Below are 25,473 nucleotides of genomic sequence, written 5' to 3' on the forward strand. Positions count from 1 at the left end.
CGCGCGTAGACGTTGGCATGTCAACGACAAAGTTGAAGATTTTCCCTCGAAGTCCGATGAGTTTTCGGGAAGTTAACCTGCCGCTCCACACCTCCACGGCTAGACGGAGGGGGCGGTCTCGGTGGGTGCGTGGTCGGCCAGGAGCGGGCCGAGGACGGTGAGGGCTCCGATGACGACGTCCTCGTAGAGGTAGAAACCCGCTTCCAGGGGCGGCAGTTCGGCCTCTGTGTCCTCCGCATCCGACTCCGGAGCGGTGGTGTATCCGCTTTCGTCGTCGGTCTCGGTCTGGTCAGCGGGCGCGGCGAGCAGATCGGTGAGGTCCTGGGCGGCGCCCAGGATGGCGGTGCGGGCGGTGGTGGCCAGCAGACGCAGGGGAAGGTCGAGGGCGGCAGCGGTGCGCTGGCCGGGGATCAGTTTCGTCGCGGCGGGTGCCTTGGCGGTGGCGGCGGCGAGCCACTGGACGGGCAGGGTGCAGGCGGAGACGATCCGCTCGGTGGACGTCAGGGGCGGCGGCTCGCCGTCGACCATGAGGTCCTCCCACTCCATGAGGTCGAAGAGGAACTGGCCGCCCTTGTAGAGGGGCCAGGGCCGGACCGTGTCGAGGAGCAGACGGGCGCGTTCGGGGTCGCGGTGGCGCAGGGCCACGCCGTGCCGGGCCAGGGTGCACAGGCACTGGCGCAGACAGCTGTTGACCTGGCCGAGGAAGGCGAAGGCCCGGTGGTCGGTCGGGGTCAGCGGGCCGGTGGCGGTGGGGTCGGCCGGCGAGGGTGTGGTCTTGGTGGTGGTCACAGTGGCCTTGAGGTGACGTAGTGGGCGATCTGCCGCAGGACGGCTTTGCCCTCGTTTTCGGGGATGATCCGCAGGTCTTCTTCGAAGCGGGCGATGCCTTCGGCGGCGAGCCGGTCGGCGAGGTCGGTGGCGTACTCGATGGAGCCGTGCCGCCGCATGGCGGCGAGGAGTTCCTCGGCGTGCTGCTGGGTCTTGTCGGTACGGCGCCGGCGCAGGACGTCGAAGAGCCGGGGACGTTCGTGGGTGTAGGCGGTACGGAAGAGGTGGATCAGCATCACCGTGCGCTTGCCCTCGAGCAGGTCCCCGAGGGGTTCCTTGCCGTAGAGGGCTTCCTCGCCGACGAGGTTGAGGATGTCGTCCTGGATCTGGAAGGCGATGCCGATGGTCCGGAACGCCTCGTCGAACCGGCCCAGTACGGCGGGGTCGGTGACGCCGGCGCACACGGCGCCGATGCGGCACGGGCTGATGCAGGTGTACCAGCCCGTCTTCTTGGTGCTCATCGTGAAGTAGGCGTCGTCGGCCTCGGGAACGATCTCGTGGCGGATCCAGCCCAGTTCCATGGCCTGGCCCTCGATCGACTCCCGGCACATGTGCACCGCCTCGTGGATGAGACCGAGGGTGCGGACCAGGCCGAGTGTTTCGAGGTTGGACAGGACGGCGTCGACGGCGAGCAGGTTCAGCCCGTCGCCGACGTTGACGGCCAGGCCCAGCCCGTGTTCCTCGTGCATGGTGGGCAGGCCGCGCCGGTGGGTGGACTCGTCGGCGATGTCGTCGTGGACGAGGAAGCCGTTGTGGAACAGCTCCAGCGCGGCGGCGGCGCGTACGGCGTCGTCGGGGCGTCCGCCGAAGGCGGCGCAGGCCGCGATGGTCAGGGTGGGCCGCAGCCCCTTGCCCTGCCGGGCGGGGTAGGAGCGCATGAGGTCGTACAGCTCGGCGCGTGGCTCGCGGTCCGGCAGCAGCCGTTCGATCTCCTCGTTGGTGCGGGCCCGGCACCGCCGCATGGTCTCCATCAGGTCCGCGTCGCGGACGCAGGTCTCCAGCGACCAACTGGTGCTGGTGCGGCCGTCCCACAGCAGGCGTGGTGCGCGGACGGTGGTGTCGCCGATCAGCGCGGGCGGTGCGGGCGCGTCCTCGGGTGCGCGCCGGGCGAGGAAGTCCAGCGCCGTCCAGTCCACCGTCTCGACGACCGGTTCCCGGGCGGCGGGTGCCACACTTCCCCAGAGCCGGGGGGCTTGTTCACGGTAGGCGCCCCACAGTTCCTGCATGCTGCGCAGGCCGGCCGCACGCTGGGACATCAGCGTGAAGGCGCGCCACACGGCGAGGGTGTCGTCCCGCGAGCCGCGGACGTCGAGGCTGTCGGACAGGGCCTGGCCGACGGGTGCGCGCTGGAGATCGAACAGCAGGTTCATGGCCCGGTTGTCGAAGACGACCTCGACGTCCGGGTCCGGGCAGCGGTCCTGGGTCACGACGATACGGCTGTGCCGCGCGGTGAGCGTGGCGTGGCTGTCGTCGTTGAAGTGCAGACCGAGCCGGATGCCACGCAGCTGGTCGGCGGCGGCGGCGAGGATGGCCGGCGCCCGGTCGGACAGGGCGGCGACGGTCTCGTCCAGCAGCCGGGCACCCGTGAACGCGGGCATGGTCTCAGTCATGGGCACCACCGGCGAACTCCACGATGCCCTGGGTGCTGAAGCCGATACGGCGCCCGCCGACCCGGCCCTCCACGGTGCACGGGCCGAGGGTCTCGTGCACGCTGAACGGGTGCAGGCTCGTCTCGGACGGGTTGGCGATCCGGCCCGCGGTGTGCGAGCGGAAGTCGAGGACGAGACGGTCGTCGCCGAGCCGGGCGGTGATCAGCAGCCGGCCTGGCACCTCGGCCATCGGCGGGGTGCCGAGCACGTCCGCCAACGGCGGCACCATCACCACCCGGTCGCGGTCCAGGCCGCCGCTGACCGCCACGCGCAGATTACGGCGCGGGAAGTGACGGATCATGCGCCCGTCGCGCCACAGCATCACCGACCCGTTGGCCGCGTCCGCGGGACGCGTCGGCTGGATCAGGGTGAAGACCACCGCCGAAGGCGGGGCGGAATCGGCGGGGCCGGAAGGGTCGTTGACGAATCCGAACACCCAGCCCCCGAGGGTGGGCCAGGCCCAGCGGCCGCGCACCCGTTCGTGATAGCCGAGCAGGTCCGTCGGCGTGATGGTGCCGTCGCCGTGCCGCAGGGTGCCGGTGCCCAGGACGCCGGGCTCCGACTGCCACCGCAGGTGCTCGTCCGCACCGAAGGGCGCGCACTGCGAGGTGCACGGCCTGCTGGTGCGCGTCAGCCGCACATCCACCGCCGGGGCCGCGGAGCGGGCCGCCACCCGGAACACGCCGGACTCGCCATACGGATGCGGTAACCGGAAAGCCGACCAGGGCAGTTCGGGCTGTTCGGCGTTGAACTGCGTCGAACTCCAGCCGTGCGCCTCCTCGTAGACGAGGAGGATCGCCATGTGCTGCCCCTCGGCCGCCGTGCCGGTACCGCTGCGCCGCCCGGTGGCCGGAGCGCCCGGATCGGCGAGAACCGCGCCGGTGGAGGCGCCCAGGACGGACAGGTTGGCGATCAGGGCTTGCCGGCCGCACCGGGACAGGAACGCGTAGTGCAGCCACTTGCGGTCGAGCGGATGGGTGAGCGGGGCATACGGGAAAGGGCCGGGGGGCCCGAGCCTGGAGAGAGGCAGCGTGGACACATTCCGCACGCTAACGCACAGTTGCCCACATGTCACATTCAGTAATCGTCAAGCGGGTGACGCCGGCGCACAGAAACGTTCACTTCCGTACTCCGGGGTGTGACATCGCAAAGAGCCGTCCACGGCGGGCACTTCACCGTGGACGGCTCAAGGGCGGCGTCGGTTCGCGCGCTCCTCGCTAGTCCTCGTCGGCCCCGAGAACGCTTGCTTTCAGGCGTACTTCCGGCTGGCCGGCGATCGCCGCACGTCCGTCGGCGTACCGGCCCGGCTCGGCGTCCGCCCCGGCCCGTACGCCGAGGGTGTACACCAGGGCCGCCGCCGGATTGCCGGGGGTGTTCAGCCGGGGTTCGTCCGTCACGGACAGCGACCTGCCGCCCTCTCGCACCGCTGCCGTCGGCTCCGGAGCGGCGGCCACCGAGCCGTCGACGCGGTAGTAGGCGCACGTCGCCCGGCCGTCGAAGAAGAGCCCCGTCGGCGCGGTGAAGCGGTGCTCCACCCGTCCCGGGGCCCAGGCGTCCATGGACGACACCCGTACGTGGATCAACTCGCTGCCGCCGCACGGGATTTCCACCCCGCCTTCCTGGCGCACCAGCAGCTTCGCCGCGGCGGTCCCGCCTCCGTCCTGAACTTGGTCGCCCCCGGTGCCGGGTTCCGGATGCTCGTCCCGTTCCCGCTCGGCGGCCTGCTGGGCATGTACGGCGGTGAGGGGCAGGGCGGCGATCCGGTGGTGGAAGTTGTCCGCCAGGAGCAGCCGCCCGGCCGGGTCCACGGCCAGACCGCACGGATACGCCAGGGAGGCGCCGGCGGCGGTGTCCGCCGCGGCATCGGTCGCCGGATCCGGCCCCGCGACGATGTGCGCCTCTCCGTCGGCCAGTCGCCATACGCGGTGTCCGTTCAGGTCGGCGACGTAGAGGGCTCCCTGGGCGTCGACCGCCACGGCGCACGGGGCACTCCAGTCGACCGCCGTGGCGCCGTCGCTCCCGTCCGGCGGTCCCGCCAGCACCCGAAGAGTCCCGTCCGTGCCCAGCAGCAGCACCCGGCGGCCCACCGGGTCGGCGATGAACAGCCGCCCCGACGCGTCGGCCGCCAGACCTGCCGGCAGGAACGCGTCGCCGGCGTCGGCCGCACCGGATCCTGTGGACCGCCCGGATGGCGCGACGACCGTGCTGATGACTCCGTCGCCACCGATCCTGCGCACCCTTGGGCTGCCCGCTTCGCCGATGTACAGCGATCCGGAGGCGTCCACGGCCAGGGCGCAGGGGGCGTCCAGCCGGGCGCGGCCGGCGGGTCCGCCGTCGCCGTCGCCGCCGCGGAAGCCGTCTCCCGCCACGGTGTCGATGACGCCCGAGGGGTCGATCCGGCGGATCCGGTGGTTCATCTCGTCGGCGATGAACACACACCCGTCCGCGTCGACCGCGAGAGCGGCCGGGAAGCCCAGGCGGGCCCGCGCCGCCTGCGCGCCGTCCCCGGCGAAGCCCCGCAGTCCGTCCCCGGCGACCGTGGTCAGCACACCGGAGCCGTCGATCCGGCGGACCCGGTGGTTGGCATGGTCGGCGATGAAGACCGCGCCGCCGCCCACGGCCACGTCCGCGGGGAAGGCCACCTGCCCATCCCGTGCCGGCCGCCCGTCACCGCAGAACCCGGCCGTGCCGTTTCCCACCACGGTGACCAGCCGTTCACCCGCGTCCCCGAAGCCCGGCTCCGGCCCGAGAGCCGCTGCCCTCGCCGTCACGCCGTCGCCGTCCGGCACCGTCGCAGTGGGGCCCCGGGCACGTCTGTCACCGTCCACGGCCTCGTCTCCCGCATGTCCGTCTCCTTCCGAGCCGTCGTTGGCATCTCCCCTGCATACCGGCCGGGTCGGTCCCACGGGAGCAGCGCACCGAGCGCTCCACCCGCACGAGGGAGAAGCCGTTGCGAGGGGCACGGAGCTCCCGCACTGCGCATCCGTGCGCCCTCGCGTGCCCCAGTTCCACTCGAACAAGTGACGCAGGATCGATCCTGCATTCCAGATGGGGGAACCACGGCATATCGAGGATGAGCTCGGGCTAACGATCGAATCGAATGACAGCCCGGTGCGTGCCGTCTGCCTGCGCAACGCCCCGGCCGAAGCCACTGACGGCACCACACGTTCTGTGCTGCGGACGCCGTTGCCTTGACGTCCCGTACGCCGTCTGCGGGCCCGGGTGAACCGCGCCAGGGCGTCCCTTCACCGCACGCTTCGACTTTCACCGCACGCTTCGATCACAGCCCCAGGAGGACCCGGATATGGCCACTGAAGTGCAGTCCGCGAAGAAGGAAGCCTATAGACGGGGAGAAGAACAGGGACGCGCCGACGCGCTCGCCGGGCGCCCGTACGCCGACCCGACGCGCGACGGCACACGCGGGGAGAAGGACCACTACGCGAACGGCTACGACTGGGGTTACGAACAGGGCCGTGCGCAGAAGCTGGATCTCGTGGTGTGGCAGGAAGGCGGGGTCGAGGACGCCCCCGGTGGCCTCGGCACCACCGTCAACATCTGTGTCCGCACGCCGAACTGGAGCGAAACCGTCGACGCCGGTCAACGGGAGCACGTCTTCACCGCCCCCACCGGATTCCGCTGGAACGGCATGGTGGGCGCCCAGTACAAGCGCATGGACCAGACCACGGGCGGCAACCTGCCCCCCGTCCAGGCCAAGGTCAGCGAGGACGGGCGCACCCTGACCTTCACCTACCACGTGCACCTGAACACGACCGACCAGGACAAGGACTGCCTCGTGTACGTCTGCGGTCTCAAAGCCGTCGACGGCGCCAGGCCCGGCCGCTTCACCGACGGCGTCGCCCAGATCGGCACCGCGCCCCCGGCCAAGCTCAAGGCCGAGGTCGTCGAGGACGAGGACTGAGAGAGCAGGAGTCGGACACCATGACCACAGTCGTCACCTCCGGCGTCTTCCCGTCCACCACCCCGGGCATCTCGCCGGTCAACGGTCTGGGCAGCGCGGACCTCCGGTGGGGCAGCAGCGGATCGCAGAGCGGGTACCAGTTCCGCGGTTCGGCCGCGGACGTCCAGCTCGACGGCACCGAGTTCGTCGTCGGTACCTTCGTGCACCGCAATCTCCCCACCAGCGTCAGCCCGGACAGGTTCAACGTCCAGCTCGCCGTCAACGTCATGTTCGAGGACGGCAGCACGACCGATCTGAACTTCACCTTCCATCACTACGAGACACCCAACACCACCGGCAGCAGTCCCGCGGATGACGATCTGGTCGATCTGCAGGAGTTCATCCACCCGCAGCCCGTCACGATCGACGGAAAGCAGTACAAGGCCGTCCTGAGCGGGTTCAAGCGGGGCGGGCAGATCGTCCGGCAGTTCCGCAGCCCCGAGGGCGGGGTCAACTTCGCCGAGGTCGTCTGCATGTTCACCGTCGACGAGCCGGACGTGATCATCTCCGACCTGCGCTACCTGGGCAACGGCACGGGCCAGCCCGACGAATACATCGAGATCCTCAACAAGGGCGGCGCACCCCAGGACCTGACCGGCTGGGCCGCGGAGTCCAAGCCGACCGGGCACGCCTACACCTTCCCGCCGGGGACGGTCATCCAGCCCGGCCAGCGCTACCGGGTCTACACCAATGAGGTCCGCCAGGAATTCGGCGGATTCTCCTTCGGCTCCTCCGAGGAGGTCTGGCGAGACCAGGGCGGCATCGCCCGCCTGGTCCACGACAACTTCGTGGTGGACCAGTACCCCTACCTCGACAAGGGCTTCAACAGGACCGGGGCGCCGTAACAGGACCCGGACCCGCGCTCCACGCCACCCCCTCACGCACCACCGCGTCCACAGAAAGGAAGTTCGCATGGCCACGGAGACCAAAGCCCCTGTCAAGCAGGGCGACGAGAAGAAGCTCTACATCTTCCAGCAGGGCATCCCCGAGGATGCCCCGGGCGGAGTCCCGACCCAACTCGCCTTCGGCATCGTCAGCACCATCCCCGACCCCGTGAACCCCGGGGACATCACCTTCACGCTCAAGGCACCCACGGGCTTCGCCTTCACCGGCTGGCTCTCCTGGGCCTATCACGACGTCAACACCATGCAGGCGAAGAGCAATATGAACACCTCGCAGGGCAGCCTCTCCAACGGCGGTCGCACACTGACCTTCACCCAGAACCCGTACCTCGCCGACAACAAGGAGGCGCTGGGCTACTCGGCCCAGATCTCCGCGGTCGACGGAGCGATGCCCGGCCGTTACACCGATGGACAGCTCACCGTCGGTACCGCCAGCCCGGTCAAGCTCAAGGCCCGGGTCCTCGGCCCCGACGAAGACTGAGCCACCGTCCGATCGCCCGCGGAGGGGCTGCGGCCGGCAGCCCCTCCGCGGGCCGTGGGATCGACACCACACGGCACAGGGGTGGATCAGTCCCGGGCGCCACCGCATGCGGAAGCGCCCGGGGCCGCCTCAGGCGTCGTCGGGGAGTTCGTACGACCCGTACTCGGGGCTGCCCGCCAGGTCGTACGACTGGATGGAGACGCCCTTGCCCGTGATGCGGCCGCCGGTGTGCCGGAAGCCGGTGGGGACCGTGCCCTCGGGGAACAGGCGGCGGCCGGTGCCGAGGACGACCGGGAAGGTCAGCAGGTGCAGGGTGTCCAGGAGCCGGAGGTCGAGGAGGGAACGGACCAGGGCGCCGCTGCCGTGGATCTGGAGTTCACCCTCCGTGCGCTCCTTGAGGGCCTGCACCTCCTTGGCGAGGTCGCCGTCGATCACCGTGGTGCCGGACCAGTCGGGCGACTGGAGGGTGGCGGAGACGACGTACTTCGGGAGTGCGTTGAGCCTGCCGGCGATGGGGTCGGCCGGGTCGGTCATCTTCGGCCAGTAGGAGGCGAAGATGTCGTAGGTACGGCGGCCGAGCAGGAAGGCGCCGGCCCGGTCGAAGACCTCGGTGACGAAGCGGCCGAAGTCGTCGTCGCCGTGCGGAAAGCTCCAGCCGCCGTGGGTGAAGCCGCCGCTGGGGTCTTCCCGGGGGCCGCCGGGTGCCTGGTAGACGCCGTCGAGGGTGACGAAGACGGTGGAGACGAGCTTGGCCATGGCGGGTGCCTTCTTCCGGGTGCGGGGTCCGCTGTCATCAGGTCAGACCCCGCCCGGACCCGCAACTCATCGGTTCAGCCGGCGTGGGTGGAGAACAGCCCGCCGGTCGGGCCCTGCTTGTCACCGCCCTGGGCCTTCTTCAGGGCGTTGGCGAGGCTCTCGATGGTGAGGGACTGCAGGATCACCCGGCCGTTGCCCTCCAGGGTGGCCAGGGACAGGCCCTCGCCGCCGAACACGGCGTTCATGATCCCCTGGCGGTTGAGGCCGCCGACGCGCTGGACGCCGTACTGGATGCCCTCCTCGAAGGCGACCACACAGCCGGTGTCCACCTCGATCCGGCCGCCGAAGTCCGCGGGGTTGAGATCGATGAAATTGCCCGCGCCGGCGATGATCACCGTGCCGTACCCGGTGAACTTCTCCAGGATGAAGCCCTCGCCGCCGCTCATGCCGGTGCGGGCGCCGGCGAAGGCGATGCCGAATTCGACGGTGGACTCGGCGGCCACGAAGGCGTCCTTCTCCGCGAACCACGCGCGCGTGCCGTCGAGTTCCAGCGCGCGCATCTCGCCCGGGAGCACGCCCGCGAAGCCGACCGTGCCCTCACCGCCCTGGGAGGTGAAGTACTGGAACGCCAGCGACTCTCCCGCGAGCATGCGCTGGCCCACCTGCATGGCGGTGCCCATGGCCTGGCGCAGCAGGCCACCCATGCCGCCGGAGCCGCCCTGCTGCTGTCCGCCGTTGTTCGACGGGCCGGACAGCCGCGTCTCCATGGTCACGTTCGTCGTCTTGAACAGGAACTTTCCGGCCTCGCAGTACACGGTCTGGCCGGGCTGCAGGTTGACGACCGCCATCTGCATGGCGTTGCCGACGATCTCTTGCTGAAGGGTCACGCGGGAAGAACGCGGGAGAGGGACCCGTAAGTTCCAGCCAGTCCGGCAACGGGTCCTTGTGGGTGACACGCGGGGCGCCCCGGTGCTGTCCAGGCCGGGGCGCCCCGCGCGGGTAAGGGGTGGGTCAGCCGCCCAGTTCCTGGTGCCGGGCGGCGAGGTCGGCCGTGCCCTGCCCGGTCAGGGAGCCGTACAGGCGCAGGCGGGAGATGCCGCCGTCGGGGAAGATGTCCACGCGCGCGTGCGTGCCGACGGCCGGCTCCGGGAGCACGAAGCGGTGGTTGGTGTCGGGCTGGAGGCGGGTGCGCGGGAGGACTTCCACCCACTCGCCGTTCTCGCCGTCCTTCACCGACACCGAGGCCCAGCCGGCGCTGTTGCCCTTCAGATAGGCCGTGTCGATCTCGATGGCGCGGATCTTCGACTGCGCCGCCAGTCCGTAGCGGATCCAGTCGTTGCCCTGGTCGCGTCGGCGGCGGGTCTCCCAGCCGTCGTCCATCTTGCGGGAGCGGCCCGGCTGGATGGTGTTGGTGGCCGGCGAGTAGAAGAGGTTGGAGGCGTCCTCGACCCGGCCGCCGTTCTCCAGGGCGACCACGTCGAAGGTGCCGAGGACCGCGAGCCACTCCGGGTCCGGGACGACCTCGCCGTACACGCGCAGGCGGGCGATGCCGCCGTCGGGGTGCTGGTTGACCCGCAGGTGGGTGAAGCGCTGCTCCACCGATACGGCGAAACCATTCGCCGCGTGGCCGCCGACCGCGGTGCGCGGGACGAGCGTCGTCCACTTCACGTCGTCGCCCAGCAGTTCCTCCGGGGACGGCGAGCCGGCTACGGACGTGCCCTCGATGGAGACCGCCTGCGGGTAGTTGCCGCGGAAGTGGGCGGTGTCGACGACGATGCCGCGCACGACGCCCGGCGCGCCGAGGCGGACCAGGGCCCAGTCGTGGTCCTCGGCGGCCGGCCACGGGTGCTCGGCGGACACGCCACGCCGGCGGCGGGTCTCCCAGCCGTCCATGATCTTGCCCTTGTGCCCGAAGTGCTCGGGGTCGAACTCGGCGGGCTCGGGTACCAGCAGGTTCTCCCGCTGGGCGAAGAACTCGTCGTTGGCGGCGATGACACCGGCGCCGAGCTGCCGGTCGGCGAGGTTGGCGTACTGGGTGAAGGGGAAGTCGGCGGTGCGGTAGTCCGCGTACGGGTCGCCGCCTCCGTAGGGGTTCGCGTCGCCGGTGAAGCTGGGTATCGCCGTCACGGTGATCAGGGGGTCCTTTCCGGAGTCGGCCGGTTGCGGGTGCGGGGTGGCTTACTGGGGGCTGGCGAGCAGCGTGCCCCTGGGCTCGGTGAACTCGCCGCCGTCGACGATGCGTTCGCCGCGCAGCCAGGTGGACTTCACGACGCCGTACAGGGTCTTGCCGGCGTACGCGGTGACCCGGTTGCGGTGCTGGAGGCCGGCCGGGTCGACGGTGAAGGTCTCGTCGGGGGCGAGGACCGCGAAGTCCGCGTCGTGGCCGGGCGCGATGGCGCCCTTCCGCGCGTCGAGGCCGACCAGGGCGGCGGTCTGCGTGGACATCCAGCGCACGACGTCCTCCAGGCCGTGGCCGCGCTTGCGGGCCTCGGTCCATACGGCGGAGAGGCTGAGCTGGAGGCCGGAGATGCCGCCCCAGGCGGTGGCGAAGTCGTCGGTCTTCAGGTCGGCGGTGGAGGGCGAGTGGTCGGTGACGACACAGTCGATCGTGCCGTCGGCCAACGCCTCCCACAGCAGGTCCTGGTTGGCGGCCTCACGGATGGGCGGGCAGCACTTGAACTCGCTGGCGCCGTCCGGGACTTCCTCCGCGGTGAGGGTGAGGTAGTGCGGGCAGGTCTCCACGGTGATCCGCACGCCCTCGGCGCGGGCCGCGCGGATCAGCGGCAGCGCGTCACTGGAGGACAGGTGCAGCACGTGCACGCGCGCGTGGAGGCGCCGGGCCTGCGCGATCAGGTTCGCGATGGCCGTGTCCTCGGCGTCGCGCGGGCGGGAGGCGAGGAAGTCGGCGTACCTGGGGCCGCCGTGCTGCGGGGCGGTGGCGAGGTGGTGCGGGTCCTCGGCGTGCACGATCAGCAGGCCGTCGAAGCCCGCGATCTCCGCCATCGACCGGGCGAGCCGGTCCTGGTCGAGGTGCGGGAACTCGTCCACGCCGGACGGGGACAGGAACGCCTTGAAGCCGAAGACACCGGCGTCCTGCAGCGGGCGCAGGTCCTTGACGTTGTCCGGCAGGGCGCCGCCCCAGAAGCCGACGTCGATGTGCGCCTTGTCGGCGGCGACCGCCTGCTTCACGTGCAGGTTGTCGACGGTCGTGGTCGGCGGGAGGGAGTTGAGCGGCATGTCGATCAGCGTGGTGATGCCGCCGGCCGCCGCGGCGCGGGTGGCGGTCCAGAAACCCTCCCACTCGGTGCGGCCCGGGTCGTTGACGTGCACGTGGGTGTCGACCAGGCCGGGCAGCAGGACGTCGTCGCCGAGGTCCGCCAGCCGCACGCCGGCCGGGACCTCGGTGTCGTACGGCAGGACGGCCGTGATCCTCCCGGCGGTCACGGTGACCGTGGCGGCCCGCGTCCCTTCAGGAGTGATGACGCGCGTCGAGCGCAGGACCAGTTCAGCGTCGGACACCCGAACCCCTCTCTGTACCGCCGTTTTACGCCCAGGAAACGGGATTTACACCCACGTAACGGATTTCAACGTTCTGTTGAAGGAGTCTTCACTCCCGCTTCCCCGCAGTCAAGGGGCACACTTCGGGACGGCATGCGATCCGCGCCCATCTCTGGACTTTTCCACAAAGCGGAATTAGAATTCCAGCAAGCAGAACGTAGCTACGTACAAGCAGGGAGTCAACCGACTGCCGGGTAGGCTTCTGCCCTCTTGCCAGTCCCGAAAGGAACGCGCCGTGCCGACGTCCAGCGCCAGCACCACCGACTCCGCCAAACCCGCCGCCGCAGGCGGGGTCCAGTCCCTGGAGCGCGCCTTCGATCTGCTCGAGCGGATGGCGGACGCGGGCGGCGAGGTCGGCCTGAGTGAGCTGTCCGCGACCAGCGGGCTGCCGCTGCCGACCATCCACCGGCTGATGCGCACCCTGGTCGCCTGCGGGTACGTCCGCCAGCAGCCGAACCGGCGGTACGCGCTCGGCCCCCGGCTGATCCGGCTCGGCGAGTCGGCGTCCCGGCTGCTCGGCACCTGGGCGCGGCCGTATCTCGCGCGGCTGGTCGAGGAGACCGGCGAGACGGCGAACATGGCACTGCTGGACGGCGACGAGATCGTGTACGTCGCCCAGGTGCCGTCGAAGCACTCGATGCGGATGTTCACGGAAGTGGGCCGGCGGGTGCTTCCGCACTCGACCGGCGTCGGCAAGGCGCTCCTCGCCGGGGTGCCGGACGACGAGGTGCGGGCGCTGCTGGCCCGTACGGGGATGCCGGCCGCGACCGAGAAGACCATCACCACGCCGGAGGGGTTCCTCGCGGCGCTGGAGGATGTACGGCAGCTGGGGTACGCCGTGGACGACAACGAGCAGGAGATAGGGGTGCGGTGCCTCGCGGTGTCCGTGCCGGAGTCTCCGACGGCTGCGGCGATCTCGATCTCCGGGCCGGCCGGGCGGGTCACCGAAGCGGCCACCGAGAAGATCGTGCCCGTGCTGCAGCAGATTGCCGTCGAGTTGTCCCAGGCGCTGGCCAGTTCGGGCGCCTGAGAGCTCGGGAGGCATTGACCGTCGGCGGGTGCGAGTGCGGTGCACTCACCCCCGCTGCATTGGTTCCCCGAAGAGATCCACCGCCTCCCGGACCCCGCTCAAGCCCCTCGCCAATGCGCTGACCGAGCCGATCGCGCCCGCGATCAGTAACAGGGAGCTGCGCAGGCGGGGGATCTCCGGGCGGCCGCCGGTGGCCATCGCCGCCAGGGCGGCCAGTTCGTCCTCGGCTATGGCGCGGTCGGGGAAGTCGGACGGGAGCGCGGCGAGTTCGCGGCGCAGCCGGGACACCGCGGTCCGCAACTCCGCCACCCTAGGGTCCTCGCCGCTGCCGGTCACTGGCCTCTGCCCCAAGCTCCGCAACACAGCCCTCCCCCTCTCACGCCGACGTGCGCGGGCCAGTAAACGCCACCGTGTCCGGGAGCGCCACAGGGCGGACCGAAATTCAGCCCAACGAAACCGGCCGCCGGCCTGCCCGTCAGGTATGCAGGACGCATGACGGACATCCATCGCGAGGAGGTCGCCGGGCTGCTGCTCGCCGCCGGCGGGGGCAGACGGCTCGGCGGGCGGCCCAAGGCGCTGCTGGAGCACCGGGGACGGCCGCTGGTCGAGCACGCGGTCGGAGTGCTGCGCGCGGCCGGATGCGCGCGGGTGCACGTGGTGCTGGGCGCCCGCGCCGAGGACGTGCGGGCGCGGGCCGAGCTCAGCGGCTGTGTGCTCGTGGACAACCCCGACTGGGCCCGGGGCATGGGTACCTCGCTGCGGGCCGGACTGGCCTCGTTCGACGGCACCGGCGTGCGCGCGGCCCTGGTGAGCCTCGTCGACCAGCCGGGCATCGGGGCGGCGGCCGTGGCGCGGGTGCTCGGCGCGTACGAGGACGAGAAATCGCTGGTGTCGGCCGCCTACGACGGCATACGCGGGCATCCCGTCCTCTTCGGCGCGGCCCACTGGGCGGGCATCGCGGCGACCGCCACCGGGGATCGCGGGGCCCGGGACTACCTCAAGGGGCACGCCGGACGGATCCGGCTCGTGGAGTGCGCGGACGTGGCCGAGCCGTACGACATCGACACCGAAGCCGATCTGCGCCACCTTGAGTGAACGGGGTGGCACTGGGCGCCACCTTCCCTCGACTCAGAGAATCTCGATATCAACAAACCATTGAAGTTCCACGATGAGGAAACTACTATCCACTGTTCAGAAGCGCCTGCCCGCACAGTCGGCGCTGTTTGCCCTATTCGTGCCACTAGGCACCCGGTGCCACCGCTGAAGGAAGTGACAGCTCATGTCCGCACCAGCGCCGTCCCCGCTGGCCATCGTCGACGCCGAGCCCCTGCCCCGGCAGGAAGAGGTCCTCACGGACGCGGCGCTCGCCTTCGTGGCGGAGCTGCACCGGCGGTTCACCCCGCGCCGTGACGAACTCCTCGCCCGCCGGGCCGAGCGCCGCGCCGAGATCGCCCGCACCTCCACGCTCGACTTCCTCCCCGAGACGGCCGCGATCCGCGCGGACGACTCCTGGAAGGTCGCCCCGGCCCCGGCCGCGCTGAACGACCGGCGCGTCGAGATCACCGGCCCCACCGACCGCAAGATGACCATCAACGCGCTCAACTCGGGCGCGAAGGTCTGGCTCGCCGACTTCGAGGACGCCTCCGCGCCCACCTGGGAGAACGTGGTCCTCGGCCAGGTCAACCTGATCGACGCCTACACCCGGAACATCGACTTCACCGACCCGAAGTCCGGCAAGTCGTACGCCCTGCGGCCGAACGAGGAGCTGGCGACGGTCGTCATGCGCCCGCGCGGCTGGCACCTGAACGAGCGGCACCTGGTCGACGCCGACGGTACGCCGGTCCCGGGCGCATTCGTCGACTTCGGCCTGTACTTCTTCCACAACGCGCAGCGGCTGCTGGACCTCGGCAAGGGCCCGTACTTCTACCTGCCGAAGACCGAGTCGCACCTCGAGGCCCGGCTGTGGAACGACGTGTTCGTGTTCGCGCAGGACTACGTCGGCATCCCGCAGGGCACCATCCGGGCGACCGTCCTGATCGAGACGATCACGGCCGCGTACGAGATGGAGGAGATCCTCTACGAACTCCGCGACCACGCCTCGGGGTTGAACGCCGGCCGCTGGGACTACCTGTTCTCCATCGTGAAGAACTTCCGTGACGGCGGCGCCAGGTTCGTCCTGCCGGACCGCAACGCGGTCACGATGACGGCCCCGTTCATGCGGGCGTACACCGAACTCCTCGTGCGCACCTGCCACAAGCGCGGCGCGCACGCGATCGGCGGCATGGCCGCGTTCATCCCGTCCCGGCGCGACGCCGAGGTCAACAAGGTCGCCTTCGAGAAGGTCCGCGCCGACAAGGACCGCGAGGCGGGCGACGGTTTCGACGGCTCCTGGGTCGCCCACCCCGACCTCGTCCCGATCGCCATGGAGTCCTTCGACAAGGTGCTCGGCGACAAGCCGAACCAGAAGGACCGGCTGCGCGAGGACGTCCACGTCGAAGCGGCCGACCTGATCGCCGTCGACTCCCTGGACGCGAAGCCGACGTACAACGGTCTCGTCAACGCCGTCCAGGTCGGCATCCGGTACATCGAGGCCTGGCTGCGCGGGCTCGGCGCGGTCGCCATCTTCAACCTGATGGAGGACGCGGCCACCGCCGAGATCTCCCGCTCCCAGATCTGGCAGTGGATCAACGCGGGCGTCGAGTTCGAGAACGGCGACAGGGCCACGCCCGAGCTGGCCCGCAAGGTCGCCGCCGAGGAACTGTCCGAGATCCGCAAGGAGATCGGCGAGCAGGCCTTCGCCGCCGGCCACTGGCAGGAGGCCCACGACCTGCTGCTGAAGGTCTCCCTGGACGAGAACTACGCCGACTTCCTCACCCTGCCGGCGTACGAGCAGCTGGCGGGCTGACGCCCTACGCGGGTTCGTCCGAGTGGCCCAGGGAACTGCTTCCCCGGGCCGCTCGGTCGCGTACCGGGCGCTTGACCGCCGTGGGCTACCGGTCCTGTTCCGCCGCCGGCTCGCCGTGCAGGTCGGGGACGTGCTTGAGCCAGGCCGGGCGGCCGGCCTGGGTCCTGGCCGCGCGGGCGGCCTCCTCGGCCGCGAGCTGCTCGCGGCTCGGGAAGTCGGTGGGCAGCCACTCGGGCGACAGGCGGACCCGGGCCAGGAGGTAGTCGGCGTAGGCGGCGCGGACGTCGTCCGGGGTCGCGAAGCCCGCGTCCTCGGCCAGCCAGGGGTCCGGGACCTCGGCGACGATCCCGCGCAGCAGCTCCTCGGTCACCCGCGGGGCCAGTTCGGCGTCGGCGGCGCGCACGTCGGGGCCGTAGTGGCCGAGGGCGTGGTGGCGGAAGTCGTACCTCTTGCCCGGGGTCGAGGTGTCCCAGCGGTGGTGGAAGACGAGGGCGGCGCCGTGGTCGATGAGCCACAGGCGCGGTGGTGCGGTGCCGAGCGTGGGCCAGACCATGAGGTTGGAGCTGTGGACGGTGCGGTCCACGTTGACGGTCAGCGCGTCCAGCCAGACGATCCGGCCCGCCTCCAGCGGGTCCACGGGAAAGGTCTTCGCGATCTCCGGAGTGAAGTCCCGGGCACCCGGCAGGTAGTCCATGCCGAGGTTCACGCCCGCGCTCGCGCCGTGCAGCTCCCGGACCTCCTGGTGCGGTTCGGCGGCGGCGATCGCGGGGTCGAAGTGGACGAGGACCAGCTCGGGGAAGCGCAGGCCGAGCGCGCGGGCGAGTTCGCCGACGATCACCTCGGCGACCAGCGCCTTGTGTCCCTGCGCGGAGCCGGTGAACTTCACTACGTAGGTGCCGTCGTCGTCGGCCTCGACGAGCCCGGGGACGGAGCCGCCGGACCGCAGGGGCGCGATGTAGCGGTCTGCGGTGACCTCCCTCAGCATGTTCCCTGGCTCCCCGGCGGTTTCGTCTCACGATCAGCCTCGACCGGCATAGTAACCGGGCGTGCACGGCCCGCGCCGGTCATGCGCTCCCGGGCGCGGACGCGGTGCGCGGGGGGCCGCTGTGCACTCCGGTGCGGTACTTGGGGACCCGGATCGTGATCTTCGTCCCGGCTCCCACGCCGGTCTCGATCACCAGGCCGTGCTCCTCGCCGTAGACCTGGCGCAGCCGCTCGTCGACGTTGCGCAGCCCGATGCCGGTCGCGGGGCCGTCCTCGCCACGCAGGATGCGGCGGAGCCGGTCCGGTTCCATACCGACTCCGTTGTCCTCGATTTCGATGCGGGCCAAGGCCCCCTCGTCCTTCGCGGTGAGGGTGATGCGGCTGCGCTCGACGCTCTCCTCCAGTCCGTGCTTGACCGCGTTCTCCACCAGCGGCTGCAGGCACAGGAACGGTACGGCCACGGGCAGCACCTCGGGGGCGATCTGCAGGGTCACCTCCAGCCGCTGCCCGAACCGGGCCCGCACCAGTTCCAGGAACTGCTCGGTCGAGCGCAACTCCTCGGCCAGCGTGGTGAACTCACCGTGACGGCGGAAGGAGTAGCGGGTGAAGTCGGCGAACTCCAGCAGGAGTTCGCGGGCCCGCGCGGGGTCGGTGCGTACGAACGAGGCGATCGCCGCGAGGGAGTTGTAGATGAAGTGCGGGGAGATCTGGGCGCGCAGCGCGCGGATCTCCGCCTCGATCAGTCCCGTGCGGGTCCGGTCGAGATCGGCGAGTTCGAGCTGTACGGAGATCCAGCGGGCCACCTCCTCGGTGGCCCGGACCGCGTCGGCCGACTCCATGGCGCCGAGCACGACGAGCGCGCCGAGCACGCGCCCTTCGACGGTGAGCGGCGCGGCGGCGCCCCGGCGCACCGGGCAGTCCGGGTCGGGGCAGTCGACGGCGAAGGTCTGGGTACGGCCCGTGGCCGGCACCTGGCGGACCCGGTCCCATGCCTTGTCCTCGTGGTGCCGGCCCGGCCCGTCCCAGGCCAGCAGCCGGTCGCCGTCGGTGAGACCGAGCGCGGCCGTACCGAACAGCGGACGGAGCCGGCGTACCGCCTTGCGGGCGGAGTGGAGTGCAGGCATCAGAAAACCACAACCCCGGGTTCCGGTCACGCCCACGGTCACGATGTGGGGCCGGGTTCCACGACCCGCCAACCATGGCCATGAGTGACATGCGTCACGCCGCGTTCGGGACCTAGTCGTGCCGGGTAGTAGACGCGACTCCGGCGACAATATGGGATTTGTCCGTCTTGCCGTGCGCATGAGCTGTTCTGCGAGCACCGCCATGCCGCCCTCTCGGCGCGGTCCCGTATTCATCGCAGAAAGACCCCTCCTGACGGCCCACCAGGCATCAGCAAACATCGCGGACGCGAAGTCGGCATCTCTCCACCCGGCTGGCAAGAGCCGTCAGGGTCTACGAGGTGAGGTAGTAGAAGGGGCCTTTGCGCTTCTTGTGAGGCCGTCCTGAGAATGAGCGCTCGGCGATCACCGAGTGAGGTTCACGCATGGCCAAGCACCGTAAAGCGCAGCGTTTCCGGCGGATAGTCATCGGCACCGTAGCCATCGGCGCCGTGGGCGTGCCGTCCGTCGCCCTGGCCTGTTCCGGCTGGCCGAACGGCGGGACGGACCGGTCCGACGCCGCCGCGACGACCACCCCCGAGCACCGGCACCACCACGGCCACCGGCATCACCACAGCAACGGCCACCGTCACACCGGTACGCCGCAGGCCACCGCGTCGCCCACGCACCCGGCCACCGCTCCCCCGAGCACCCACAAGACGGCCGCGCCCAGCGCCCCCAGGACCATCGCAGCCGCGTCCAAGGCCCCCGCCGCGCCGAGCACCCCGAAGCCCACGGCGACGGCGTCCGGGGTCACCGCACGCATCGTGCAGCTCGTCAACGCCGAGCGCGCCAAGGTCGGTTGCCATCCCCTGACCGTGAACGCGGCGCTGATGAAGGCCGCGCAGGCCCACAGCGCGGACATGGCGGCCCACCAGAACATGTCGCACACCGGGTCCGACGGCTCGTCCCCGGGCGACCGCATCACGCGCGCCGGCTACGCCTGGAGCGCCTACGGCGAGAACGTCGCCTACGGCTACGCCACCGCGGACCAGGTCATGACGGGCTGGATGAACAGCCCCGGACACCGGGCCAACATCCTCGACTGCTCGTTCAAGGAGATCGGCGTCGGTCTCGCGCAGCCGGGCAGCTACTGGACCCAGGACTTCGGTACGGCCCGGTAAGCGCGCAGGCCGGTGGCCGCACATGCCCCGTAAGCCCCGCAGGCCCCGTAAGCCCCGCAGGCCCGGTAAGCCCACGGGGCCGGTACGTCCGGCAGGCCCGGCAAGCCCGGCCGGCCCGGCAGCGGCCCCGCAGGATCCGTAGGCCCACCGCGGGTCAGCCGGCCGCCAGCGGGTTCGGCAGGGGCCGGTAGCGGGCGTCCGCGCCGTCCGCCCCGGTCCAGCGCAGCAGCAGGTTGGTCTTGCCGGGCAGCGTGGGCGAGGTGAGCAGGGCGGGGATCTCGGGCAGGTCGTGCCGGGCGAGTTCGCGGCGGGCGGCGGGCCAGGGGTCGAACCCCGGGTGCTGTTCGGCCAGGGCTGCGGCGATCTCGGCGAGATGGTTGACGACCAGGCAGTACACCAGCCGCTCCCAGCCCGCGGCCCGGGTCACGTCCGGCAGCACCTTGACGCCCTCGGCGTCCCGGAACAGCGCCTGGACGGGCGTACCGGCCGGGTCCACGGCCACGAGGGTGTTCTGCAGATGGGCCTCCACGACGACCCCGTGGTCGTCGAAGGCGGTGAGGGCGGGCGGCACGACCTGGCGCAGATACGCCTCCCACCAGGCCGCCGGGTCGGCCGCGGTGGCCGGCGGGCTGCCGTCGAAGCCCTCGGCGAGCCCGGCCGCGAGCAGCGGGGTGGCGCCGGGCAGCAGGTGGCCGCGCAGCCCGTCGCGGACGAGGACGGCCAGCTCCTCGAAGGCGAAGGCGGCCGTGCGGTAACCGCGGTCGCTCAGCCAGGCCGCGGGCGGCCCCATCGCCGCGAAGGCATGCCCGGCGGCCGTGTCCGTGCGGCGCAGCCTGCGCAGGTCGTGGCGCCACAGCCGGCGGATGTCGTTGGTGATGCGGACGTCCAGGCTGAACTTCAGGAACAGGTCGCGCCCAGGCTCGTACACCGTGCGGATCGCCGCCGTCGGCCAGGTGTCGAAGGCGGTCGTGCCGAGGCGGAGCAGGCGGCCGTCCGCGAAGGCGTCCGCCAGCTCCCGGCCCACCAGCTCCAGCTGCCAGGGGTGGGCCGGCAGCAGCCGGTAACCGGGCGGGGCCGTGCCGAGCGCGTCCAGGGCGCCGGTGTCGCCCTCCTCGGCCACCTGGTCCTCGCGGACGCCGAGCAGCACCAGCGGGAAGCGGGCATGCGCCTCGGGGGCGTACGGCAGCCAGGAGGCGACCGGGCCGCCGCCGCGCGCCTTGGGCGCCGGGTGGTACGGGTGGCCGGTGATCAGGGACTGCTCGGACCGCAGATAGGGGTCGGCGGGCGCCGTGGCCCGTGCGCGGGCGGTGAGCAGCGCGGCGACCGCGTCCCGGCTGTCGATCATCTCGGCGGGCAGGTCACCGCAAGGCAGCCCGGTGTGCCGGCGCAGCTCCTCGGCGACCAGTTTGACCAGCTCGGTGTGGCCGATCCGGTGCCAGGTCCCGGCCGCGCGCACCTCGGGGTCGGCGGGCCGCCGGCCGGCCCGTACGCGCAGCAGCCGCCCGCTCGGCAGCCGGTGGACCCGCGGGTCACCGGGGTCCGCGAGCGGCTCGGCCACCTCGCGCAGCAGGCAGTTCAGCAGGGGCGCGGCCGCGTAGGCGTCGGCCCGGCGGCCGGCGTCCTCGGTGGCGGGTGCTCCGAAGGAGAGGGAGGAGTCCACGCGATCCATTCGTTTCGTCCGGTGTGCTCGCGATCAGTATGTCTGTCGTCCCTGACAATCGTCCTGCCTGCCGTGTGTACCCGAGGAGCCGACCGTGCACCGTCCCCCCACCGCAGAGGCCGAGGTCGCTGACGAGCTGACCGCCCTGCGGCCCGCGTTGCTGCCCCGGTACACGGCCGAGCTGCCGGGCGCCCGCGCCGCGGTGCTGACCCGGCTGTGGCGGGCGCTGGCCCATGAGCCGCTGCCCTGGGTCACCGCCCGGACGCACGGCGCGCACAGCCTCGCGCTGCGGCTCGCCGACGGCCGGACGCTGTACGGGCCGCCCGCGGACCCGTACAGCACCGGCGCGTACGTCACCGGGGTCCGCCTGGACCGGGAGCGGCACGTCGATCCGGCCGGGCTGATGACCGCCCTCGCCGTGCCGCACGGCGCCGCCTTCGCGGCCGAACTGGCCGGGAGCGTCGCCTCGTTGGCGCTGTCGCGGGCCGATGCGGATCACCCGAAGGAGTGGCCGGACCGGGACTGGGAGTGGGAGCAGCGGGTGACCGACGGGCATCCCTTCCACCCCAACTGCCGTGCCCGGCCCGGTTTCTCGGTGGCCGACCAGCTGGCGTACGGGCCGGAGCACCGGCCGGTGGTGGAGCTGGGCACGGTGCCGGTGCCGGCGGAGGAGTGCCTGGTGAGCGGCGACTGGCCGGCGGAACTGCGCGACGGGGACCGGCTGCTGGTGCCCGTGCACCCCTGGCAGGCCGCCCATGTGCTCAAGCGAGCGTACGACCCCTGGCGCCCGGCCCGCCCCCTGCTGTCCCTGCGCACGCTCGCGCTGGCGGACGGACCGCATGTGAAGACCGCGCTGAGCGCGCGGCTGACGTCCTCCGTGCGGGACATCTCGCCGTACTCGGTGCGGGCCGCGGCGCCCCTGTCCGCCCTCGGCGAGGAGCTGGCGGCGCACACCGACGGGCTGCTGCACATCACTCGCACACCGGCCGCGGTCTCGGCCCACTCCCCCGATCTGGCCGCGCTGCTGCGGGAGTCGCCGCAGGTGTACGCGGGTCCGGGCGAGCGGGTCGTTCCGGTGGCCGCGCTCGCCCTGACCGGGCTGCCGGACACACCGGGCTGGCTGGCCGGCTTCACCCGGCTGGCGCTGGCCGTGGGCCTGCGGCTGCTCGATCTCGGCGTGGCCCTGGAGGCGCACGGCCAGAACCTGCTGGTGATCCTCGCGGCCGACGGCACCCCGCTGCGGCTGGTCTACCGCGATCTGGCCGACATCCGGATCAGCCCCGCCCGGCTGACCCGGCACGGCATCACCCCGCCCCCGCTCACCGGCCGACTGATCACCGACGACGAAACGGCCCTGCGCCGCAAGCTGTTCGGCTCCCTCGTGGGGGGCGCCCTGGCCGGTACGGCGGGCTCGGGCCCGGCACTGGGGGCGGCCCTGTCGGCCGCCGTACCGGACCTGCCGGACACCCCCGACAGCCGCGCCCTGCGCGAAGGACTGCTCCCGGCCAAGGCGTTGGCCCTGATGCGGCTGTCTCCCCGAACCCCGGGCGACCAGTGGATGTCCCTGCCGAACCCGCTCGTTTTGGAGACCGGCCCGTCCGGTCCATAAGATCCGGCGATGATCACAAGACAACGGCTGGCGGCGGGCGTCTGTGCTCTGCTCGCCGCCCTGGCGGCCGGGATCGCGTTCCCCGGCGGAGCCGTCGCCGACGAGACGCAGGCGACCGCCCCGAAGGTCGAACTCGTGCTGGATGTCAGCGGTTCGATGCGGACACGGGACATCGACGGCGACTCCCGGATGGCCGCGGCGAAGCAGGCGTTCAACGAGGTGCTCGACGCGACCCCGCAGGAGGTCAAGCTCGGCATCCGCACCCTGGGCGCCAACTACCGCGGTAACGACCGCAAGGAGGGCTGCAAGGACACCGCGCAGCTCTACCCGGTAGGCCCGCTGAACCGCACCGACGCGAAGACCGCGGTGGCCACGCTGCAGCCCACCGGCTGGACGCCGATCGGGCCCGCGCTGCTGAAGGCGGCGGACGACCTGAACGGCGGCGACGGCACCCGCCGTATCGTCCTGATCAGCGACGGCGAGGACACCTGCCAGCCGCTCGACCCGTGCGAGGTGGCCCGCGAGATAGCGGCCAAGGGCATCGGCCTGACCATCGACACGCTCGGCCTGGTGCCGGACGCCAAGACCCGCGACCAGCTCAGCTGCATCGCGGACGCCACCGGCGGCACCTACACCGACGTACGCCACAAGCAGCAACTGAGCAGCCGCGTCGGACAGTTGGTCGACCGGGCCGCCGATCCGGTGGTGACGCCGGTGGCCACCGAGGGCGCCGCGAGCTGCGAGAAGGCACCGGCGCTGAAGTCCGGGCTGTACACGGACCGTGCGGAGTTCGGGCAGCAGCGCTGGTACAAGGTCGACGTCGATCCCGGCAAGGAGCTGCGCGCCTCGGTGAGCGTGGCCGACGACCGTGCCGTGAACCCCGACTACGGGGTGCTGCTGCGGGCGGTGACGGGGCACGGACGGGAGATCGTGCGCGGCGAGGCCGCGGGCACGGGCCGTACGGACGTGATCTCGACGGGGCTGCGCTACCCGAAGCCCGAGGGCGACGACGACAACGCGCCCGCGGAGACGGTGTGCCTGCAGGTCACCAACTCCTTCTCGCCCGCGGCCGGTGTCAAGACCACGCCCGGTCTGCCGCTGGAGCTGACCGTCGATGTCGTGGACGGCCCCTCAGGCCATCACGACGTGGCGTCCTTCGGTCTCGGACGCGGCTGGTGGCTGCTGGGTGCGCTGGTGCTGACCGGCTTCCTGGCGGGTGTGCTGTGGGGCTGGCTTTCGCGCTGGCGGGTCGCCATCTGGAGGACGAACTGATGCGTATCACACGTGTGCTGGGCACCGCGCTGCTGGCGCTCGGGCTCGCGGCCGGTCCGGCCGCGGCCGACTCCTCCCCGTCGCCGAGCGCCTCCGCCGACGGCGCGGCGCCCACCCGGGCGGGCACGTCCTTCCGTACGGCGACGGAGCTCCAGCAGGGGCAGAGCGCCACCGCGTCCGCCTCCACCGGTGACTACCTGTACTGGTCGTTCCCCGCGGACACCGGGCAGCGGCCCACCGTCAAGGCGACGGTGAAGCTGCCCGCCGCGCACGGGTCGCAGACCTGGCAGCTCGACGTGTACGACGGACTGCGGCGCCGCCAGGCCTGCCAGTACGGCGCGGCGACCCGTACGGCCGAGCAGGGGGAGCCCTCCGTCGAGCTGGCGTGTGTGCTGCGGACCGTACGCGGCTGGTCGGAGCCCTGGGCCAACGACCCGCTGCCCGGCACCTACTACGCCCGGCTGACGGTCGTCGACCTCGGCTCCGCCGACCTCGGCAAGCCGGTCGGCGTCGAGGTCCGTGCCGACTCCAAGGACATCGGGGGCGCGGCGGCGGTCGACGGCTCGCTGGCCAAGCCGCTGGTTCCCGGGATCGCCGCCAAGTCCGAGGACAGCGGGAGCGGTTCGAAGAAGGCGGTGCTGTCCAGCTTCGGCTCCGACGACGGCTGGTCGTCGGGCTGGTGGTCCGACCGGTGGGTGTGGACCGCGATCGGGGGCCTGCTCGCGGCTCTCGCCGGGATCGGAGGGTATGCGCTGACCCGGGGTTCGGGACGGCCGTCCCGGGTGCCACCGACCATGTGAGCCGACGCACTCGAAGGCCCGCCTGCCCGGCGGGCCTTCCCTTTTCCCTCTTCCGTTTTCCGTCTTCCGTCTTCCGTTTTCCGTCTTCCGCTCCTACGCCTCCCGCAGGGCCTTGGCCAGTGCGCCGTCGCCCGTCACCGTCGCCCGGCCCGCCCGGACGGCGTCGGTCAGGGCCAGCTCGCCTCGGGCGACCGCCTCGCAGGTCGCCGCATCCATGGTGAGGCGGGCGTCGGGCTCGGCCGGGGCGGGTCCCTCGCCGTACACCGGGCCCTCCTCCGCGCCGGCCCGCAGATGGAAGTCCCCCTCCTCCAGCCGGACTTCGACGATTCCCTCCCCCTCCAGTGCGCGCAGCAGCGGCAGGGCGAACCAGTGGGCGCGGACCGCGTCGGTGGGCCGCCGCTCCCCCAGTTCACCCTCCCCCCACCGCCCGAGTGCCTGGAGCACCGGCAGCAACTGGCGTCCGCGCGCGGTGAGTTCGTACACGTAGGCCGCCCCGGGCGGGGGCAGCCGCCGCCGTGTCGCGAGGCCGTCCCGTTCCATGTCCTTCAGCCGGGAGGCGAGTACGTCCGTGCTCACGCCGGGGAGGTCCGCGTGCAGGTCCGTGTAGCGGCGGGGGCCGGCCAGCAGTTCCCGGACGATCAGCAGGGTCCAGCGGTCGCCGACGAGGTCGAGGGCGCGGGCTGCGGAGCAGTACTGGTCGTACCTTCGGCGTGGTGACATGCGACGCAGTCTAGACGCGTTGTTGGACTTTCCAAGCTCCTGCTTGGTAAAACCAAGCAACACGAGTTTCCGGAGGG

Annotated in this window: 22 protein-coding genes and 1 pseudogene; 10 read left to right on the plus strand and 13 right to left on the minus strand. The window is 71.7% G+C overall.

Annotated features, from left to right (window positions below; translation table 11 throughout):
• Positions 1-99: 99 nt before the first annotated feature.
• The 4 genes from BFF78_RS09950 to BFF78_RS09965 form a co-directional block, all read right to left on the minus strand.
• Positions 100-789: a hypothetical protein gene (locus tag BFF78_RS09950; RefSeq protein ID WP_069777961.1), complete on the minus strand. Its 690-nt coding sequence runs from the start codon at positions 787-789 to the stop codon at positions 100-102.
• Positions 786-2,438 carry a polyprenyl synthetase family protein gene (locus BFF78_RS09955; RefSeq protein ID WP_227025799.1) on the minus strand — a complete coding sequence of 551 codons (1,653 nt, stop codon included), beginning with the start codon at positions 2,436-2,438 and terminating at the stop codon, positions 786-788. The genes BFF78_RS09950 and BFF78_RS09955 overlap by 4 nt, the downstream gene beginning before the upstream one ends.
• Complete coding sequence (locus BFF78_RS09960; RefSeq protein ID WP_069777962.1) at positions 2,431-3,516, minus strand: hypothetical protein; 1,086 nt, start codon at positions 3,514-3,516, stop codon at positions 2,431-2,433. The genes BFF78_RS09955 and BFF78_RS09960 overlap by 8 nt, the downstream gene beginning before the upstream one ends.
• A 178-nt stretch (positions 3,517-3,694) precedes the next feature.
• Positions 3,695-5,305 (minus strand): NHL domain-containing protein, encoded by a 1,611-nt coding sequence (locus BFF78_RS09965; RefSeq protein WP_227025800.1) that lies wholly within the window; start codon positions 5,303-5,305, stop codon positions 3,695-3,697.
• A gap of 476 nt (positions 5,306-5,781) precedes the next feature.
• On the opposite strand from BFF78_RS09965, the gene BFF78_RS09970 reads away from it, so the two are divergent.
• The 3 genes from BFF78_RS09970 to BFF78_RS09980 all read left to right on the plus strand — a co-directional run bounded on the left by BFF78_RS09970 (position 5,782) and on the right by BFF78_RS09980 (position 7,818).
• On the plus strand, positions 5,782-6,396 hold the full coding sequence (locus BFF78_RS09970) for a hypothetical protein (protein ID WP_069777963.1): 615 nt from the start codon (positions 5,782-5,784) through the stop codon (positions 6,394-6,396).
• A gap of 20 nt (positions 6,397-6,416) precedes the next feature.
• On the plus strand, positions 6,417-7,280 hold the full coding sequence (locus BFF78_RS09975; RefSeq protein ID WP_069777964.1) for a lamin tail domain-containing protein: 864 nt from the start codon (positions 6,417-6,419) through the stop codon (positions 7,278-7,280).
• A gap of 67 nt (positions 7,281-7,347) precedes the next feature.
• Positions 7,348-7,818 carry a hypothetical protein gene (locus BFF78_RS09980; protein ID WP_069777965.1) on the plus strand — a complete coding sequence of 157 codons (471 nt, stop codon included), beginning with the start codon at positions 7,348-7,350 and terminating at the stop codon, positions 7,816-7,818.
• A gap of 129 nt (positions 7,819-7,947) precedes the next feature.
• Here BFF78_RS09980 and BFF78_RS09985 read toward each other — a convergent pair whose 3' ends face one another.
• The 4 genes from BFF78_RS09985 to allB form a co-directional block, all read right to left on the minus strand.
• On the minus strand, positions 7,948-8,574 hold the full coding sequence (locus tag BFF78_RS09985) for a dihydrofolate reductase family protein (protein ID WP_069777966.1): 627 nt from the start codon (positions 8,572-8,574) through the stop codon (positions 7,948-7,950).
• Positions 8,575-8,648: 74 nt separating this feature from the next.
• Complete coding sequence (locus tag BFF78_RS09990; protein WP_079161247.1) at positions 8,649-9,461, minus strand: AIM24 family protein; 813 nt, start codon at positions 9,459-9,461, stop codon at positions 8,649-8,651.
• Between the two features lie 124 nt (positions 9,462-9,585).
• Positions 9,586-10,701: an allantoicase gene (gene alc, locus BFF78_RS09995; RefSeq protein WP_069777967.1), complete on the minus strand. Its 1,116-nt coding sequence runs from the start codon at positions 10,699-10,701 to the stop codon at positions 9,586-9,588.
• Positions 10,702-10,752: 51 nt separating this feature from the next.
• Positions 10,753-12,093, minus strand: a complete 1,341-nt coding sequence (gene allB / locus BFF78_RS10000; RefSeq protein WP_069777968.1) for an allantoinase AllB — start codon at positions 12,091-12,093, stop codon at positions 10,753-10,755.
• A gap of 274 nt (positions 12,094-12,367) precedes the next feature.
• Between allB and BFF78_RS10005 the strand changes: the two genes are divergently transcribed.
• Complete coding sequence (locus tag BFF78_RS10005) at positions 12,368-13,162, plus strand: IclR family transcriptional regulator (protein ID WP_069777969.1); 795 nt, start codon at positions 12,368-12,370, stop codon at positions 13,160-13,162.
• 45 nt (positions 13,163-13,207) lie between these two features.
• Here the strand turns inward: BFF78_RS10005 and BFF78_RS10010 are convergent, their stop codons facing one another.
• Complete coding sequence (locus BFF78_RS10010; protein ID WP_069777970.1) at positions 13,208-13,525, minus strand: DUF5955 family protein; 318 nt, start codon at positions 13,523-13,525, stop codon at positions 13,208-13,210.
• 129 nt (positions 13,526-13,654) lie between these two features.
• On the opposite strand from BFF78_RS10010, the gene BFF78_RS10015 reads away from it, so the two are divergent.
• Both BFF78_RS10015 and aceB read left to right on the plus strand, forming a co-directional pair.
• A complete protein-coding gene (locus BFF78_RS10015; RefSeq protein WP_069777971.1) occupies positions 13,655-14,257 on the plus strand; it encodes a nucleotidyltransferase family protein in 603 nt (200 codons plus the stop codon).
• A gap of 184 nt (positions 14,258-14,441) precedes the next feature.
• Positions 14,442-16,067: a malate synthase A gene (aceB, locus tag BFF78_RS10020; protein ID WP_069777972.1), complete on the plus strand. Its 1,626-nt coding sequence runs from the start codon at positions 14,442-14,444 to the stop codon at positions 16,065-16,067.
• 85 nt (positions 16,068-16,152) lie between these two features.
• Here aceB and BFF78_RS10025 read toward each other — a convergent pair whose 3' ends face one another.
• Both BFF78_RS10025 and BFF78_RS10030 read right to left on the minus strand, forming a co-directional pair.
• Positions 16,153-17,052: a HipA family kinase gene (locus BFF78_RS10025; protein ID WP_069777973.1), complete on the minus strand. Its 900-nt coding sequence runs from the start codon at positions 17,050-17,052 to the stop codon at positions 16,153-16,155.
• A 79-nt stretch (positions 17,053-17,131) separates the two neighbouring features.
• A pseudogene (locus BFF78_RS10030) lies at positions 17,132-18,160 on the minus strand (sensor histidine kinase); the annotation flags it as partial.
• Positions 18,161-18,597: 437 nt separating this feature from the next.
• On the opposite strand from BFF78_RS10030, the gene BFF78_RS10035 reads away from it, so the two are divergent.
• The gene (locus BFF78_RS10035; protein WP_069777974.1) at positions 18,598-19,335 is read left to right on the plus strand and encodes a CAP domain-containing protein; all 738 of its coding nucleotides are present in this window, start codon (positions 18,598-18,600) and stop codon (positions 19,333-19,335) included.
• Between the two features lie 154 nt (positions 19,336-19,489).
• Here BFF78_RS10035 and BFF78_RS10040 read toward each other — a convergent pair whose 3' ends face one another.
• On the minus strand, positions 19,490-21,004 hold the full coding sequence (locus tag BFF78_RS10040) for an IucA/IucC family protein (protein WP_069777975.1): 1,515 nt from the start codon (positions 21,002-21,004) through the stop codon (positions 19,490-19,492).
• An 85-nt stretch (positions 21,005-21,089) separates the two neighbouring features.
• Here BFF78_RS10040 and BFF78_RS10045 point away from each other — a divergent pair, with 85 nt between their 5' ends.
• The 3 genes from BFF78_RS10045 to BFF78_RS10055 are packed head-to-tail and all read left to right on the plus strand — an operon-like array spanning position 21,090 to position 24,676.
• Positions 21,090-22,604, plus strand: coding sequence for an IucA/IucC family protein (locus BFF78_RS10045; RefSeq protein WP_069777976.1), 1,515 nt, complete (start codon positions 21,090-21,092; stop codon positions 22,602-22,604).
• A 9-nt stretch (positions 22,605-22,613) separates the two neighbouring features.
• On the plus strand, positions 22,614-23,876 hold the full coding sequence (locus BFF78_RS10050) for a VWA domain-containing protein (protein WP_069777977.1): 1,263 nt from the start codon (positions 22,614-22,616) through the stop codon (positions 23,874-23,876).
• Positions 23,876-24,676 (plus strand): hypothetical protein, encoded by an 801-nt coding sequence (locus BFF78_RS10055; protein WP_069783505.1) that lies wholly within the window; start codon positions 23,876-23,878, stop codon positions 24,674-24,676. The genes BFF78_RS10050 and BFF78_RS10055 overlap by 1 nt, the downstream gene beginning before the upstream one ends.
• Before the next feature lie 93 nt (positions 24,677-24,769).
• Here the strand turns inward: BFF78_RS10055 and BFF78_RS10060 are convergent, their stop codons facing one another.
• A complete protein-coding gene (locus BFF78_RS10060) occupies positions 24,770-25,396 on the minus strand; it encodes a winged helix-turn-helix transcriptional regulator (protein ID WP_069777978.1) in 627 nt (208 codons plus the stop codon).
• Positions 25,397-25,473 lie beyond the last annotated feature (77 nt).

This window comes from Streptomyces fodineus, assembly GCF_001735805.1.
GTDB classification, from domain to species: Bacteria; Actinomycetota; Actinomycetes; order Streptomycetales; family Streptomycetaceae; genus Streptomyces; species Streptomyces fodineus.